The organism is Variovorax sp. F042, from assembly GCF_057814215.1.
This window is the reverse complement of sequence record NZ_JBVASX010000010.1, coordinates 59,074-73,806: the sequence shown is the minus strand read 5'-3', so window position 1 is coordinate 73,806 and position 14,733 is coordinate 59,074. Positions and strand designations below refer to the sequence as shown.

The 14,733-nt window shown below is 63.6% G+C and carries 16 protein-coding genes; 5 read left to right on the top strand and 11 right to left on the bottom strand.

Annotation, left to right across the window (positions count from 1 at the left end; genetic code table 11):
• Positions 1–4: 4 nt before the first annotated feature.
• Positions 5–472, top strand: a complete 468-nt coding sequence (locus ACZYSP_RS25650) for a hypothetical protein (RefSeq protein WP_489017345.1) — start codon at positions 5–7, stop codon at positions 470–472.
• A 236-nt stretch (positions 473–708) separates the two neighbouring features.
• Here ACZYSP_RS25650 and ACZYSP_RS25645 read toward each other — a convergent pair whose 3' ends face one another.
• The 3 genes from ACZYSP_RS25645 to ACZYSP_RS25635 all read right to left on the bottom strand — a co-directional run bounded on the left by ACZYSP_RS25645 (position 709) and on the right by ACZYSP_RS25635 (position 2,496).
• A complete protein-coding gene (locus ACZYSP_RS25645) occupies positions 709–999 on the bottom strand; it encodes a putative quinol monooxygenase (protein WP_489017343.1) in 291 nt (96 codons plus the stop codon).
• 147 nt (positions 1,000–1,146) lie between these two features.
• A complete protein-coding gene (locus tag ACZYSP_RS25640; protein ID WP_489017341.1) occupies positions 1,147–2,082 on the bottom strand; it encodes an AraC family transcriptional regulator in 936 nt (311 codons plus the stop codon).
• Positions 2,083–2,184: 102 nt separating this feature from the next.
• Positions 2,185–2,496, bottom strand: coding sequence for a hypothetical protein (locus ACZYSP_RS25635; RefSeq protein ID WP_489017339.1), 312 nt, complete (start codon positions 2,494–2,496; stop codon positions 2,185–2,187).
• 364 nt (positions 2,497–2,860) lie between these two features.
• Between ACZYSP_RS25635 and ACZYSP_RS25630 the strand changes: the two genes are divergently transcribed.
• From ACZYSP_RS25630 to dkgB, 3 genes are all read left to right on the top strand, one after another.
• Positions 2,861–3,643, top strand: coding sequence for a cyclodeaminase/cyclohydrolase family protein (locus tag ACZYSP_RS25630; RefSeq protein ID WP_489017337.1), 783 nt, complete (start codon positions 2,861–2,863; stop codon positions 3,641–3,643).
• Positions 3,644–3,792: 149 nt separating this feature from the next.
• Entirely contained in the window at positions 3,793–4,995 is a 1,203-nt protein-coding gene (locus ACZYSP_RS25625; protein ID WP_489017335.1) for an MFS transporter, read from the top strand.
• Positions 4,996–5,035: 40 nt separating this feature from the next.
• Complete coding sequence (dkgB, locus tag ACZYSP_RS25620; protein WP_489017333.1) at positions 5,036–5,854, top strand: 2,5-didehydrogluconate reductase DkgB; 819 nt, start codon at positions 5,036–5,038, stop codon at positions 5,852–5,854.
• Positions 5,855–5,873: 19 nt separating this feature from the next.
• Here the strand turns inward: dkgB and ACZYSP_RS25615 are convergent, their stop codons facing one another.
• The 3 genes from ACZYSP_RS25615 to ACZYSP_RS25605 all read right to left on the bottom strand — a co-directional run bounded on the left by ACZYSP_RS25615 (position 5,874) and on the right by ACZYSP_RS25605 (position 7,914).
• A complete protein-coding gene (locus ACZYSP_RS25615) occupies positions 5,874–6,416 on the bottom strand; it encodes a hypothetical protein (RefSeq protein WP_489017331.1) in 543 nt (180 codons plus the stop codon).
• 44 nt (positions 6,417–6,460) lie between these two features.
• Positions 6,461–7,462, bottom strand: a complete 1,002-nt coding sequence (locus ACZYSP_RS25610) for a patatin-like phospholipase family protein (RefSeq protein ID WP_489017329.1) — start codon at positions 7,460–7,462, stop codon at positions 6,461–6,463.
• A gap of 188 nt (positions 7,463–7,650) precedes the next feature.
• Positions 7,651–7,914, bottom strand: a complete 264-nt coding sequence (locus ACZYSP_RS25605) for a hypothetical protein (RefSeq protein WP_489017327.1) — start codon at positions 7,912–7,914, stop codon at positions 7,651–7,653.
• A gap of 214 nt (positions 7,915–8,128) precedes the next feature.
• Between ACZYSP_RS25605 and ACZYSP_RS25600 the strand changes: the two genes are divergently transcribed.
• The gene (locus tag ACZYSP_RS25600) at positions 8,129–9,964 is read left to right on the top strand and encodes a hypothetical protein (RefSeq protein ID WP_489017325.1); all 1,836 of its coding nucleotides are present in this window, start codon (positions 8,129–8,131) and stop codon (positions 9,962–9,964) included.
• A 19-nt stretch (positions 9,965–9,983) separates the two neighbouring features.
• On the opposite strand, the gene ACZYSP_RS25595 is transcribed toward ACZYSP_RS25600, so the two are convergent.
• From ACZYSP_RS25595 to ACZYSP_RS25575, 5 genes are read right to left on the bottom strand one after another with little or no spacing between them, the layout of a single operon-like run.
• On the bottom strand, positions 9,984–10,478 hold the full coding sequence (locus tag ACZYSP_RS25595) for a nucleoside deaminase (protein WP_489017323.1): 495 nt from the start codon (positions 10,476–10,478) through the stop codon (positions 9,984–9,986).
• A 5-nt stretch (positions 10,479–10,483) separates the two neighbouring features.
• Complete coding sequence (locus ACZYSP_RS25590) at positions 10,484–11,752, bottom strand: cyanate transporter (RefSeq protein WP_489017321.1); 1,269 nt, start codon at positions 11,750–11,752, stop codon at positions 10,484–10,486.
• 5 nt (positions 11,753–11,757) lie between these two features.
• Positions 11,758–12,960 carry an amidohydrolase family protein gene (locus ACZYSP_RS25585; protein WP_489017319.1) on the bottom strand — a complete coding sequence of 401 codons (1,203 nt, stop codon included), beginning with the start codon at positions 12,958–12,960 and terminating at the stop codon, positions 11,758–11,760.
• 25 nt (positions 12,961–12,985) lie between these two features.
• Positions 12,986–14,461: a sodium:solute symporter family protein gene (locus tag ACZYSP_RS25580; RefSeq protein WP_489017317.1), complete on the bottom strand. Its 1,476-nt coding sequence runs from the start codon at positions 14,459–14,461 to the stop codon at positions 12,986–12,988.
• Positions 14,458–14,673: a DUF3311 domain-containing protein gene (locus tag ACZYSP_RS25575; RefSeq protein ID WP_093173126.1), complete on the bottom strand. Its 216-nt coding sequence runs from the start codon at positions 14,671–14,673 to the stop codon at positions 14,458–14,460. The genes ACZYSP_RS25580 and ACZYSP_RS25575 overlap by 4 nt, the downstream gene beginning before the upstream one ends.
• Positions 14,674–14,733 lie beyond the last annotated feature (60 nt).

Sequence of the window (14,733 nt, the reverse complement as noted above, 5' to 3'; positions counted from 1 at the left end):
GCCGATGCACCGACGAATCATCTGGGCTTTGGCCACGACCCTCGCTGCGGGGCAAGCAACGGCATGCAGCTACATCGTGGCGACTCAGATCAGCTTTGAAAGCGGCGCGGCGGAACTGGATCGATCACAGATCATCAAGCTCTCGGAGTGGCTGAACCGTTCCTATGCAGCCTTTCCCAAGTACACGGGCGCGGGGGTAGAAACCGGCGCTTCTGGCGCCGTTCCCAGCGAGGCAAAGGCGTTGGCTGAACTGCGTGCGGCCAACACGGTAAGAGCGCTGCGTGTGTTGCTGCGCACCGACCTTCCTGTGGAGACGTACTCCCGGGCATACCGCTCTCCAAAGAGCCCATTCGGAGAGAGCAACGATTTCGCTGCGCTCCATCTCTATCCTGATGTTGAGGGATTGAAGCTACCGAGGTGCCATTCGCACATGGGCGCGGTCGTTGTGTGGGAGGTTCAACGGCTGAGCTGAACGATCACGTCGATGGTGTGCTCTGCGCAGCGAAATAAAGGAGGAGGCCGAAGGCCGGGGGACATTCGCGGAGCAGAGCACGCCGTCGGCGTGAGCGCGCCCCGACAAAGCCCCATGAGCTGTTTGAAACGCGCTCTCACCCCTTCCCCCGTATCAACTGCGCCACCAACAATGGCTGCTGAGGGAGGCAGGCGCACCGACTGCCTGATCGATCGCTCCCGCCCCAGCGTGCCGCATCAGAGCTCGTTGCAATAGCAACTGAGAGGCGGCCCAGCCAGCTCAGCCTCCATCGTGTCCCAAGCGCCGGACGACACCACGCCCGCGATATGCGCCTGATGCTTGCTCCGTGACTCCCACGACTCGACCAGCGTGAACATGCAGTCGTTGTCGCCGTGCCCGAACAACTGCACGCCACGGCATCCATCCGCCGATGGCAGCGACTGCTTGACCTGCTGCATGAGTTCGGCGAACGCGGATGCGCGCTCGGGCTTGGCTTCGAAAGTGATGATGACGTTGATCGGATTCATGAAAATTTCTTTGTCGTTGGCTTGAAGAAAAAGGCAGACGGCAGGTTAGCCAGCGCCCTCCCCCGCGCCTAGGCGCGAAGCTGCGAAGAAATTGACCATGGCTGCGAAAGACGCAGCCACCCCCACGTCGGTGAGTCAGTCAGTCAATCAGCCCGACTGAGCGCGCCGCACGTACTCGGCAGGCGTTGCCTCGAAGCGCCTGCGAAACGCACGATTGAAATGCGCCGCGCTCTCGAACCCCACCTTCGCAGCCGCATCGCCGGGCCGCAGCCCCGCGCCCAGCATCAGCATGCGCGCCTCTTCCAGGCGCAGGTCGCGAATGCAGCGCATCGGAGTGACTCCGGCCACTTCGCGAAAACTGTGCGCGAAGTGCGAAGGGCTCATGTGCACGTGGCTGGCAATCTCGGCCACCGACAGTGGCCGGCCCAGATGGCGGCGCATGAAGGCGATGGCCGTCTGTATGCGTGCACCGGCCTTGGTAACGGCGCCCGCGCTGCGGATGGCGGCCGCGGCCTCGGAGCGCAGCAGCCGCAGCACGATTTCTTCAACCGCCAGCGGCGCGAGCGTGCGGCGGTCCACCGGGTCGTCGGCCGCCAGCAGCAGGCGGGCGAAGGCCTCGACCACCTCCGGCCCCACCGCAGCCGTGAAGTTCTCGGTCACACGGGCGGGCTCGGCCAGCGTGCCGCTTTCTGCCAGCGCGACAAAAGACTTCACCAGCATGTCGGGCGGCAGGTCGAGATGAATCGCGAGGTACGGATGCTCGGCGCTCGCCCCGACGACCGTGCCGAGGCACGCGACCTCGGCCCCGAGCACCAGGCACTGCGTGGCGCCGTAGTCGAGCGAACGACGGTCGCCGAGGTGCGCGGTCTTGCGGCCCTGCAAGACCACCACCACGCCCGGCGTGAGGCGCTGGGTTTTCTCGTAACGCACCGGGCGCGAGAACCGGTAGCAGCGCAGCCCTGGATACGGCGCATCGGTGCGGCCGTCCGCAGGGGTTCGCGCCGCGACCATGTCGCGCAGACGGGCCCAGGCGGCGGTGGGCATGGCCTCGGGCTTGTTGTCGGCGACGGGCGCAGCTGGCATCGGTTCTGTTGTGGGGAGAAGAAGAGAAAGAAGAAAACAAGCGCGATGCGCAGCGTTGCCGGTCGACCGGCGCGTGCCCGTTGCCGGGGTGCGCGGCTGGCGCTATTGGGTGCTGCCGACGTTCTGTCGCAGCGCCTCGCGCACTGCGCTGGTGGCGCCGTTGACGGTATCAATGCGCGCCGTCAGCGCGTCGTTGAGCACACCGAGCAAGGCGCTCAGCTCGGTGCGGCTGGGGGTGAGCTCCTCGCTGTCGTTCAGGGCGCTGGTGTCGACGAGCTTCCTGAGCGCGGCGTAGGCGCGCATTACGTCGTTGAGGGTGTCGGCGTCGTCGCAGGCTTGTAGGGCGAGGTCGTCGAGGGTGGAGGATGTGGATCGAGCGCTCGACTGCGCTGACGCGGATGCAGATTCAGCCATGTATGGCCTCCCAGAACTTCGGTTTTGCAACAACCGCCGCAACCGCTTCCAAACGATGGCGGCAGCTCGAACGGGTTGGAAGACCGGGAAGCTCTGACGAGAACCGGCAAGGCTCGCGCCTTCCCGTTCGAGCCGCCAAAACTGGAGGCGCAAACAGAAAAGCCGCAGACCATGTGCGGTAGCTGCGGCTTTCGTCGCAGAACTTCGACGGGCTTCCAAACCCGGCCGCGCTTTGATGCCCGGCGGCGAAGTATATCGATCATTCAAGTCGATTGGGCAAGAACTCTCCCTACTTATACTTTCTGAGTGAAGCAGGAGTTTCCAAGTGAGAATCCCGAGATCAAGTGCTTCGCGATTCGAGTGCGTGCCGAAAGACAAAAATAAAAAGGCCCCTCTCAAACTTTATAAATTCTTTTCAATAAATAACAAGCACTCTCGAGGAGATATCAAATTGACAGATCAAATAGAAAAGAAACAACTTTCGCTCATGGAACGCCCCACAAGGCAATTATTAAATGATTTTGGCGCGGGAAAAGCCTCTCCAGGATCTGGAAGTGCTGCTGCACTTATGGGTCTTCTGGCGATCAAGCTTCTCGTCACTGTCTGCGAGAAAAGCACAACAAAGCCAGAATGTGACAAGGCTACGTTTGCATATCTAAAAGAGCAAATTCAATCCATTGAGCCAAAGTTGATCGAACTTTTCGAGAAGGACGCCAAAGAATTCGATGAAGTTGTAGCACTAAGAATTGCTCGCGACAAAGCGACCTCCTCCCAAGAAAAAGCAAAATTCTCTCGACAGTCACAGGAGCTACTAGAAACCGCCACAGATAATGCATTCCAGATAATCGATAATTGCATGAAGCTTATTGACTATGGCGTCATTGCGTTTGAATCGGGTTGGCATGCGGTTCGCGGAGATTCTGGAGCGGCATTGAGTGCATCGATTGCCGGCGTAATGTCTGGAATATTTATTGCCAACTTAAATCTCAAAACATTAAAAGGAAGAAAATACGCCTTGGAAAATGTTGACCGTTGCGATCAACTGTACAAGGAGCTAACTGCAAAGCAGACGAAGGCCTTTTCGTGCGTCACTTCACTGAACGCCGAAGCAATAGAGGCTATTCAAATAAGATTGGATGACGCTTGAATTGTTTAGTCCGTTACTTAAATAAATTACCAAACAGACGAATTTAGAAGACATCTTTGCTTCTGGCGCAACTGTCTTCTGTTTTATCCCCCCTTAATCCGCAAAGGTAACCGCAAGACACTCCTCCCCATCCAAGAAGGAGTGCCCTCATGCCCATCGCCCTACTAGCGCTAACCCTCAGCGCCTTCGCCATCGGAACGACCGAGTTCGTCATCGTTGGCCTCATCCCCACAGTCGCAGCCGACCTCCACATCGGCCTCCCCTCCGCCGGCCTGCTGGTCAGCCTCTATGCACTGGGCGTCGCCATCGGCGCGCCGGTGCTCACCGCCCTCACGGGCAAGCTGCCGCGCAAGGCGCTGCTGCTCGGGTTGATGGCGCTGTTCACGGTCGGCAATCTGCTGGCGTGGAAGGCGCCGAGCTATGAATCGCTGATTGCCGCCCGCGTGCTCACGGGGCTGGCGCACGGGGTGTTCTTCTCCATTGGCTCGACGATTGCCACCGGCCTGGTGCCGAAGGAAAAGGCGGCGAGCGCCATCGCGATCATGTTCACGGGCCTCACGGTGGCGCTGGTCACGGGCGTGCCGCTGGGCACGTTCATCGGGCAGCACTTCGGCTGGCGCGAGACTTTCCTGGCCGTGTCGGCGCTGGGCGTTATCGCCTTCATCGGCAGCTGGATCTTCGTGCCCAGCAACATCCGCCACACGCCGCCGGCCTCGCTGGCGCAGCAGGCCAAGGTGCTGGCCGAGCCGCGCCTGTTGCTGGTGTATGCGAAGACGGCCATCGGCTATGGCGGCTCATTCATTCCGTTCACGTTTCTCGCGCCGATCCTTACCGACGTGTCTGGCTTCAGCGCCGGCGCTGTGGGCTGGGTGATGCTGGTGTACGGCATCTCGGTAGCGGTGGGCAACATCTGGGGCGGCAAGCTGGCCGACCGCATGGGCCCGATTCCGGCGCTGAAGATCATCTTCGCGCTGCTGGCCGCGGTGCTGCTGGTGTTCAACTTCGCGGCACCGCACAAGTGGCTGGCTCTGCTGGCGGTGCTGATGTGGGGCGCGGTGGCTTTCGGCAACGTGCCGGGGCTGCAGGTGTATGTGGTGAAGCAGGCCGAACGCTTCACGCCGCAGGCAGTAGACGTGGCCTCGGGCCTGAACATCGCGGCTTTCAACCTGGGCATTGCCGGCGCGGCCTGGGCCGGTGGGCTGATCGTGACGCACCTTGGGCTGATGCACACGCCGTGGATTGGCGCGCTGGTGGTGCTTGTCTCTCTGGCTCTCACGCAGTGGAGCGGCTCGCTTGATCGGCGTGCAGGCATTCCGGTTCGCGCTTCGGGGCCGGTGCCGGTCGGTCACTGAACCTCCCCTCTTTTTTCAACACACAAGGACAACACACATCATGAACACGAGCAACAACACCATTCCCGCCTTCGGCCTCGGCACCTTCCGCCTGAAGGGCCAGGTGGTCATCGACTCGGTGAAGAACGGCCTCGACGTGGGCTACCGCACCATCGACACGGCGCAGATCTACGGCAACGAAGCCGAGGTGGGCCAGGCCATTGCCGAAAGCGGCGTGGCCCGCAGCAGCCTCTTCATCACCACCAAGATCTGGACCGACAACTACGCCAAAGACAAGCTGGTGCCCAGCCTGAAAGACAGCCTCGCCAAGCTGCGCACAGGCCATGTCGACCTCACGCTCATCCACTGGCCCTCGCCCGGCAACGCGGTGCCGGTGGCCGAGTTCATGGGCGCGCTGGCCGAGGCCAAGGCGCAGGGGCTCACGAAGCACATTGGCGTGTCTAACTTCAACATCGCGCTGATGAAGGAAGCCATTGCGGCCGTGGGCGCGGAGCAGATCGCAACCAACCAGATCGAGCTGCACCCCTACCTGCAGAACCGCAAGGTGGCTGAGTTCGCGAAGAGCCAGGGCATTCACATCACTTCTTACATGACGCTGGCTTACGGCAAGGTGCTGGGCGACCCGGTTGTCGAAGCGATTGCCAAGGCGCACGGCGCGACCACGGCGCAGGTGGTGCTGGCGTGGGCGATGCAGCTTGGCTATGCGGTGATTCCGTCGTCCACCAAGCGCGCGAACCTTGAAGGCAATCTGAAGGCTCTGCAGTTGAGGCTGACGGACACCGAGATGGCGCAGATTGCGGCGCTCGACCGCAATGAGCGCCTGACAGACCCGGCCGGTCTGTCGCCGGCCTGGGACTGAGCTCCCGACGCTCTTCCTCTCAACCCGCGCTGCCCACGGGCTTGAACCCCCAGGCCTGCGCCCGGAACCCGGTGAAGCTGATAGGGCCGGCCACGGCGCTGGCTTCCACCTTGTTGTCGGCGAGCCCGATGACCAGCGGCGCATTCGAATTGCTCGCCCCGGACTTGCACTGGATGTACCAGTAGCCGGGCTCCTCGGTGGACAGCAGGCTCCAGAGTTGCCTGTCGGCATCGGACAGGCCGACGGGCATCATCACGACGGGCGTGGGCACGACCGGGGAGTCGGGCTGCAACGTCAAGACGAACCCGGTGCCCATCTTTGTCTGCAGGTACCACCAGCCCGGTGCCTGGGGTGCGGGAACGAACAACCATTGCTGGTTGCCGACCTGCGGCAGCTTGAGCGTGTACCCGATGACCCCTGCGCCCTTGGCGGGATTGTTGCCGCTCACGTCCAGCACGTAGTGGTCGCCTGGCAGGTACTGGATGTTGTAGGGCCCGAGGTTCAAGTTCTCCACGGGGATAGCGGGTGCTGGCGCTGCAGCACCTGTTGCGGTAGTCGACATTGTCGTTTCTCCTTTCCTGGAATGCGTTTGCTTGCAGGTGATGCTCAGGTCCGCACCGAGCCGAGCGCGTGTTCGACCCAGTACAGCTGCAGCAGGGCTTCGGCGTCCGCGGTGTCCGCGTTCGCGCCCTTGTCCTGCAGCAGCTGCAGGGCCTGCGGGTAGACCGTGTTCTCCGGAATGAAGAAGGGCAGCGTCGGGTTGATGTTGGTGTAGCGATCGCCCAGCAGCATCTTGGCGAGCATCGGCATGAGTTCGGTCGAAGTGCCGTTCAGGCTCATGTCGAGCACCGGCGACGACTTCAACTGGTTCATGAGGAACGGCGGCGAATTGTTGAAGGGATTCGCATCGCCGTTCATCCACTGGTCCGCACCCCAGCCGTGGGTATCGCTGGCAACCCAGTCGGGCATGTAGCCAGTGCCGAAGGTGATGGCGGTAATGTCCTCGAGTGCATGGCCCGCCTTCACCGCCAGGGCGATTGCCGCGACCGTGGGGTCGTGGTTGAAGAAGCAGCCGTCGACGTTGCCGTCGAGCGAGCCCAGCTGCCCGGGCATCGCGCCGCTCGACGTGGCTGCCTTGGCGATGGTCACGTCGCCATGGTCGGGGATCATGTTCGTGTACATGACCGGCTGCCACGGTATGGCCGTCTGCACAGAGTTCTGCACTTCGAGTCCACCGACATTGAAGGTCACGAAGAGCGCTTTCTTCAGGTAGATATCCTTGACCTTCGCGTCGCCATGCAGCGCAAGCTGCGAGGCGTAGACCTCATCGATCGAATACGCGGGCGCCTTCGGATCGGTGTTCATCTTTTGGTAGAACCCGATCTCCCCGTTCTGGGAGGTGAAGAGATTGATGATGTCTTGCGGCGTCTTTCCCGCCAATAGCTCACTCGTGATGATCGAGCCCGTCGAGCATCCCGCGATGAGGTCGGTGTTGTCGATGATCTGAGGGAACTTCGCGTACAGCTTGTTCAGGACCGATACCGGCATCAACCCTCGTATGCCGCCGCCGACAAACGAGAGGATGGTGAATTTCTGCTTTTCCGCCATTGCCAACTCCTTTCAAGAGAAATGACTTCCATGAAATAAATTCCCGGCCGGGGAAGCGGAGTCTGGGCGCTGGTTGCGTTTGTCGCTACGAGTGAAATCCCGTTCAATCCATCAGCGTAATTCCGAAGGCCGCGCAACGATTCGGAACGCACCACAGTGGGACAAAAGCTGCGCGAAGGTACTCGTCTTCATGCAGCTGAGTTGCGAAATTCGTCGAGCGCGTACCTAAGTTCGCGCTCCTCTTCGAGGGTCAGCGCAAATGCCAGTTCGCGAAAGCTGGATTGGTAGCAGGGCAGCATCAGCGCTGCGGTGAGTGCGTTGGCGCTACTCCCGGTGCTGCTGCTGTTGTTTGCGATGTGTGCTTGGCACGAGGCGATGCTTCGATAGATATCGAGCGCCTGTGCAACCAGTGCGGAGGGTTGCGTTGTCGCGGTGTTCCTGATGCTGCTCATGCCGACTCCTCATCGCGCGCTTCGTATCGCGCCGTGAGGCAACTCTATTCACGCTGGCTTGCAGCGGGGAGTAACAACATCGTCGTGAATTGCGCTGCGAAGCAGCGATGGCTGGCCTGTTCTTTTCTCGCGGACCATGCGGATACAGTCCGCCATGACCGGCCAGGCACGACACAAGGATGATCATCGCCGGCCAATAACAGGAAATAGACGCATGCGATTCCTCCTCGGACTGCTGGCACTCGGAATTTATTGGACGGCCCATGCCAGCATGCCCACGTGGCGGGGCGTGGAGATCCGTCAAATGGTTCAATCCGCTGCGCAGCCGGATTGGGTGTACGCCATGGGCAACGGCCTTGTGTTTCGCTCCGACGATCACGGCAAGACATGGAGCCCGTTGCGAATGCCTCAGCCCGCCGAGTACACCGAACTGCACCTCGACCCGAAGGATGCACGGCACGTGCTGGTGCTTGCTCGCAGCACCGATGCCAAGGAGACACCCAAGCTGCAGGAATCATTCGACGGCGGGCTGCACTGGACTCAACGCGCGCCATTGAAGTTTTCGGAAGCGAATGGCTCGATCGGCGGCGACTTCTTCCCCACGCAGTTGGTCATTCCTGCAGGACGGCAAGCGGGCGACTGGTGGGCCTACGACGGTCGCTGGTTCCGCTCGCCGGATGGCGGTCAGACGTGGCTTCGACAACCCGGCGGCCGACCCGTCTTGGGCGTAGTGCGAGGGAACTCGTTCAGCTACAGCCTGGACGACAACGTACTCCAGCGGTCTGGTGATGGAGGGAAGTCCTGGGAGAAAGTCCACGAATTCGAGAGCCAGATAAAGCCTGGCCAACGCGCCCGCACAGTGTCCAATCTGATCGCTCTCAGCGACAGCGAACTTGTGGTGCGCAACGCCGAAGGCAATTGGCTTCAAAGCAGCGACCACGGGTCGAGTTGGACGCCGGCAAGCAATGGCTTCCAGAGTCTGGACCAGCAGCAACCGGCATCTGCAGGCCCAGAGTCTGCGGCCCAGTGGAGCGGGGAGACATGGTGCAGCGCGCAACAATCACCCGCCGTGGCAGACATGCTGCTTGCGCGTTGCATCTGGGACAACGGCTCATGGCCGAGCTCGACCTGTTTTCATGTCAGCACGGATGCGGGACGGTCATGGACACCCCCACGCACACCAGGAAGCAGATCGGACTCGGACTGCTATGCGCCAGGGCTGCGCATAGGATGGGCTCCGACAGCCGTGCTGCTCGACACGGCAGACCCGCAGCGCATGCTTGCCGCTTGGCAGGCCGGTGGCCTCTATCGGAGCGACGACGGGGGCAAGACCTGGCAGGCATCGGACACCGGACTCATGTTCCGCAGTCCGCGGGAGACTGCCATCGACTGGGCCGCGGTGGGCGAGCCTCCGCTTATCCAGGCTGTTCTCCACAGAAACCGCGAGTTGCTCATGCGCACGCTTGCGAGTGGCGTCGATATCAACAGTCCGGGTAATCACCTCGGGGGCGTACTCGACGCCGATCTGGCCGCACGCGAAACGCAGACCCGATTGGGGGAACCCATCCACCCGATGATGTGGCCCGAATTGCGCAAAGCGGGTGCAACATCTTTCGCTGTCGTGCGCCCACGCACACGGCTTCTTACACGCGCGCTGGACCTGAAACTGAATGACATCCCGGACGAACTGATCCGCTCGGGTTACGACTGGGGTGCCAGCGCCACCGAACGAACGGATCTTCCCCAGGGCGAACTTTTCGAGCTGCTGCGCCTAAGCGAGCACTTTGGCTTGACACCGGCTCAAGTCAAGCGATGGATAGATATGTACATCAGTGCGGCGCGGTTCCCCTCCGCGGACCAGACGACGCTGGACCTGCTGAACACCGGTCATCCCGAGCTGGCGGTCAGGGTGCTGAAGGCAGCCAGTCGACGCACTCCTTTTGATCGCCAGAGCACTGCGACCCGAACGCCGAGGCGGCTGATTGCAGAGGGGCTTGAGGCGGCAGGGAAGAAGTCCTGGGCCAAGCGGATCCTTGCCACCATGCAATGAGCGGCAGTCGTGGGTGAACTCAAGAACCCCGTCGCGTCGCAGCCCAGTCCGAAAGAATCTGCACAGCCTCGCTGTCAAGCTTCTGCTCCGCAGGCAGGCTGCGCCGAGCAAGCGCGGCACCAGCTTCGGCGCGAAGCGCATCGACATCGATGGGGTGCCGCGCCGCCACAGTCACACCCTTGAATGCCTCGCCCGACTGCGCGAGCGACGCGGCGTAGTACAGCTTGGCGATGCCCGCGATGTGCATCGCCGCCACGCACATGGCACAAGGCTCGCACGAGGTGTAGAGCTCGCAGCCCGACAGGTTGACGGTGCCGAGCTTGCGGCAGGCGTCGCGGATGGCTTCGACTTCGCCGTGCGAGGTGGGGTCGGAATGGGCGACTGAATGGTTGAAGCCTTCGCCGACGATCACGCCGTCTTTGACGACGACTGCGCCGAAGGGCTCGGTGCCTGGCTCCTGAAGCGCTTGTGCCGAGAGGGCCAGTGCGCGTTGCATGAATTGCTGTTGGTACATGGTGTTCAGGCCTTTCTGGCGCTGCTGTCGAGCGCCGTGAGCGTGTTGGTGGCGTGGTGCGCTTTCGGCGAGAAGAGCCCAGCCGTTGCCGCGGCATAGCGACGCGGGTCGAAGCACAGCATGAGCGGCAGCAGCACCACCACGACTACGGCAAGGTAAGCCCATGCAAGCGTGAAGCCGCCAGTCTGCTCGCGCACCCAGCCGGTAACGAAGGGCGCGAGCGCCGCGATCATGAAGCCCGCGCCCTGCATGAAGCCCGCGAGCGCGCCGGCCTGTGCGGGGTCTGGCAGGTGATCGAGCGCCAGCACCATGCACAGCGAGAACGCACCGCCAAGGCCGAAGCCCAGCACGACCGCGATGGCGACGGCCGGCACGGGCGCATCGAAGGTCAGCGCGCAGAAGCCCGCCAGTTGCGCAACCAGCGTGAGCACGAGCCAGGGCCGCAGGTCGCGCCCCCGGCTACGCGCGATGGCGGGCATGGCGAGCGCGGCGACCACCTGCGCGGCCGTCATCAGCGCGAGCACCGAGCCGCCCTGCTGTGCGGTCCAGCCCTGCTGGGCATAGAAGTGCGGCAGCCACGCGACGAGGCTGGTGTAGCCGCCGTTGATGAGGCCGAAGCACGCCGCCAGCAGCCATGCGCGGCGGCTTGCGAAGCAGCGCAGCCACGAGAGGTTCTGGCGCGGCGCATCGGCGACTGTGAATTCCATGCGCCGCATGTTGAGCCAGTACAGCAGCGCGAAGGTTGCGAGCAGGGCCCATATCGCGAGGCCCGCGTGCCAGTCGGGCTGCGCGCCGCCGAATGCGTGCGCCACCCACGGGCTGGCCATGGCGCCGAGCCCGCCGCCGCCCATGATCGCGGCGGAGTACAGCCCCGTCATCACGCCGATGCGCGTCGGGTAGGCCTGCTTCACCACGCCGGGCATCAGCGCCTGCACCAGCCCGACACCCGCGCCCGCGAGCGCCGCGCTCCACAGCAGTGCAGCCGCGCCGCCCGCCACATAACGGCTCGCACAAGCGAAAGCAATGGCCCCGAGCCCGAGCGCGACACCGCCGCGTGCGCCGATGCGCTGGCCCACTGCCGCGCCGCACAGCGACGTGGCTCCCATCGCGAACATCGGCAGCACCGTGAGCAGCGCCACCGCATGAAAGCCGATGCCGGTCGCAAGGCGTATGGGTTCGAGCAGCGGGCTGCTCGACGTGAGAAAGGCGCGCAGGTTGAGCGCCACCAGCACGATCACTACCGCGAAGGCGACGCCTCCGTCACGACTGCGCACTGCCCTCACAAGGCAGCCACGTCGGCCTGCAGCACGCTGTTGCGCGCCACGATGCGGCCGCCCGCCACCACCAGCTTGCGCACGGGCCGCGACACCACGGCCTGCGCGACCGTCTGCGCATCGACCAGCACCAGGTCGGCGCGGTTGCCTGGCACGAGGCCGTACGCCTCGAAGCCGCAGCCGCGCGCGCCGGAGTGCGTGACGGTGTCGAGTGCGACTTCGATCTCGTCGTCGCGGCGCAGGTTGTAGCGCAGGCCGATGATCATGGCGCGCTCGAGCATGTCGGGGTTGCCGTAGGGCGACCAGGTGTCGCGAATGCCGTCGTTGCCGCCGAGCACCGTCACGCCGGCCTGCCGGCAGGCCATGAGCGGCGGCACGGTGCGCGAGGGCGGCGCGCTGGTGACGAGCACCACGCCGAGCCTGGCCATGCGCGCGAGCAGCGCTTCGCGCTCGCGTTCGCTCACGTCGCCCAGACAGAAGCCGTGGCTGATGGCCACCCTGCCCTGCATGCCCAGCGCCTCGGTGCGCTGCAGGATGAGGTCGAGCGAAAATGCGCCCATGGCGCCGGGCTCGTGCAGGTGGATGTCGATGGGGCGCTGGTGCTTGTCGGCAATGCCGAACAGCACGTCGAGCGACTTCACCGGGTCGCCGTCGATGGCGCAGGGGTCGAGGCCGCCGAGCACGTCGGCGCCCAGCGCCAGCGACTGGTCGAGCAGCTCGGCCGTGCCGGGGCGGCCCAACAGGCCCGATTGCGGGAAGGCGACGATCTGGATCTGCTGCACATCGCGCAGCGCCTCGCGCGTGCGCAGGGTGCCTTCAAGGTGGCGCAGGCCGGCCTGCGTGTCGACGTCGACGTGCGTGCGCAGCCGCGTGGTGCCGAGCGCGAGAAAGGCCTTGGCGAGCACCAGCGACTGCGTGGCCGCGTCGTGCCCGCTGGAGTGGCGGAAGGCGCGCTCGTTCTCGATCTTGTCGGTGAGATTGGTGCCGACTTCGTTGCGGTACCAGTCCATGCCCCACATCGTCTTGTCGAGGTGGGTGTGGCCTTCGACGAGGCCGGGCAGCAGCAAGGCGCCCTGGCCGTCTTCGATGGTGGCGCCGGCCGGCGCGGCAAGCGCGGTGCCGATCTCGGCGATGCGCCCGTCCTGCACCCGCACGTCGACCGGGGAAGCGCCCATGGGGCGCACGTTGCGGATCAGGAGCGATGGCATGTTGAGAGTCCGTTCGTTGAAAGCATCAGGCAGGTTGCGCTGCAACGGTACGCGGCACGATGCGCGCCGTGAAGAGCGCCACGATCACGAACACCAGCGCATTCGTCGCCAGCGCCACGAGCCCGATGTTGAGCGACTTGAAGACGACCGGTGCAGCCGGGAACAGCGTACCCAGGTTCGAGCTGGTGGTCATCATGAAGGCCAGCACCGCGCCGCCCGCCAGGATGCCCGCGAAGGCCGCGTGCTTGTTGCCGAAGGGCTTCTTCATGAGGCTGAACAGCAGCGAGGGCAGCAGCTGCGTGAGCAGGCTCGACGCGAAGATGGCCACCGACACGATGGTGGTGCCGCCGCGCAGCACGAAGTACACCGCCACCAGCGCAAACACAGGCAGCACGCCGCGCGCCACGCGCGACACCTGCCTGTCGGTGGCATTGTGGGCGAAGCCTTCCTTGTAGACGTTCTTGCCGATCACGGTGGAGGCCGTGAGCAGAATCATCGAGCCCGGCACCAGCGCCGTGAGCACGCCCGTGCCGCCGATCACGCCGACGAACCATGGGTCGAAGGTGTGCTTTGCCAGCCCGAACAGCGCAAGGTCGACCTCCGAGCCCTTGAGCCCAGGCACCTGAAGGATGGCCGCGAAGCCGACGAGGAACAGGAAGGCGATGACCACCTGGTACAGCGGCATCAGGATGGTGTTGCGGCGCACCGCGCTCGCGCTCCTGGCGGCATACACCGAGGTGAGGTTGAACGGGTACAGGTAGTAGCCCAGCGCCGTCAGCAGGATGGTCGAGTTGTACCAGGTGAGGTTCAGGCCTTCTTTCGGGAACTCGAAGAAGCTGGGGTTGGCCGCGTGGATGGCGGTGAACATGGGCGTGACGCCGCCGTAGTAGTGCCACGGCAGGTAGATGCCGAGGAACACGGCGAGCGCGAGGATGAGCACGTCTTTCACGATGGCGATGCTGGCCGAGCCATGGATGCCCGAGAAGAGGATGTAGCTCACCATGACCACGGTGCCGATCCAGATGGCAACCTGCGGCGCGATGGAGCCGTATGAAGCTTCCGACACGATGATGCCGAGCCCGCGCAGCTGGATGGTCAGCAGCGCGACCATGCCCATGAGCGCGACGATGGACACCAGCACGCCGAGCGGGCGGCTGTCGTACTTGTGCGCGAAAAAGTCGGAGAACGACACCAGCTTGTGCGCGGTGGCGTAGCGCCAGATGGCCGGCAGCATCCAGAAGGCCATGAGATAGGCCAGCCCGCCGTAGGCCAGGATGTAGAAGGCCGGCGAGCCCTTGCTGTAAGACCAGCCGCTGGCGCCCAAAAAGGTGAAGGTGGAAAACGATTCGCCCGCCATCAGCAGGAACACCATGATCGCGCCCAGCCCGCGCCCGCCGAGCGCCCATTGCTCCAGGCTCATGGTGCGGCCGCGCCGGGCGAGCACCGCGAGGCCCAGCGCACCGACGACGAACAGGGCAATCACGCCGAGTGCGGCGTTCATCGGGCTTCTCCGTTGGCCGCTGTGGGCGCATCGAGGTCGCCTTCGGCGCGGTCGATGACCACCATGATCAGCGAGGTCAGCACCAGCCAGCTGACGTTCCACACCATCAGGAAGGGCATGCCGAACACAAAGGTGGGCGCGACGGAGGACAGCCATCCCCCGCTGAAGAAAGCGGCGACCGGCAGCGCGGCCAGCCATTTGGCGGATTTCATGGGTTGCCTCGATTCCTGTTCTGGTTGAGATTCGAATTCAGTTTTGGTTGACCATATACA

What these genes read in the sequence shown, in the direction of transcription:
- ACZYSP_RS25650 (WP_489017345.1), top strand. Translation starts at nt 5, where the DNA reads ATGCACCGACGAATCATCTGGGCTTTGGCCACGACCCTCGCTGCGGGG.
- ACZYSP_RS25645 (WP_489017343.1), bottom strand. Translation starts at nt 999, where the DNA reads ATGAATCCGATCAACGTCATCATCACTTTCGAAGCCAAGCCCGAGCGC.
- ACZYSP_RS25640 (WP_489017341.1), bottom strand. Translation starts at nt 2,082, where the DNA reads ATGCCAGCTGCGCCCGTCGCCGACAACAAGCCCGAGGCCATGCCCACC.
- ACZYSP_RS25635 (WP_489017339.1), bottom strand. Translation starts at nt 2,496, where the DNA reads ATGGCTGAATCTGCATCCGCGTCAGCGCAGTCGAGCGCTCGATCCACA.
- ACZYSP_RS25625 (WP_489017335.1), top strand. Translation starts at nt 3,793, where the DNA reads ATGCCCATCGCCCTACTAGCGCTAACCCTCAGCGCCTTCGCCATCGGA.
- dkgB (WP_489017333.1), top strand. Translation starts at nt 5,036, where the DNA reads ATGAACACGAGCAACAACACCATTCCCGCCTTCGGCCTCGGCACCTTC.
- ACZYSP_RS25615 (WP_489017331.1), bottom strand. Translation starts at nt 6,416, where the DNA reads ATGTCGACTACCGCAACAGGTGCTGCAGCGCCAGCACCCGCTATCCCC.
- ACZYSP_RS25610 (WP_489017329.1), bottom strand. Translation starts at nt 7,462, where the DNA reads ATGGCGGAAAAGCAGAAATTCACCATCCTCTCGTTTGTCGGCGGCGGC.
- ACZYSP_RS25605 (WP_489017327.1), bottom strand. Translation starts at nt 7,914, where the DNA reads ATGAGCAGCATCAGGAACACCGCGACAACGCAACCCTCCGCACTGGTT.
- ACZYSP_RS25600 (WP_489017325.1), top strand. Translation starts at nt 8,129, where the DNA reads ATGCGATTCCTCCTCGGACTGCTGGCACTCGGAATTTATTGGACGGCC.
- ACZYSP_RS25595 (WP_489017323.1), bottom strand. Translation starts at nt 10,478, where the DNA reads ATGTACCAACAGCAATTCATGCAACGCGCACTGGCCCTCTCGGCACAA.
- ACZYSP_RS25585 (WP_489017319.1), bottom strand. Translation starts at nt 12,960, where the DNA reads ATGCCATCGCTCCTGATCCGCAACGTGCGCCCCATGGGCGCTTCCCCG.
- ACZYSP_RS25580 (WP_489017317.1), bottom strand. Translation starts at nt 14,461, where the DNA reads ATGAACGCCGCACTCGGCGTGATTGCCCTGTTCGTCGTCGGTGCGCTG.
- ACZYSP_RS25575 (WP_093173126.1), bottom strand. Translation starts at nt 14,673, where the DNA reads ATGAAATCCGCCAAATGGCTGGCCGCGCTGCCGGTCGCCGCTTTCTTC.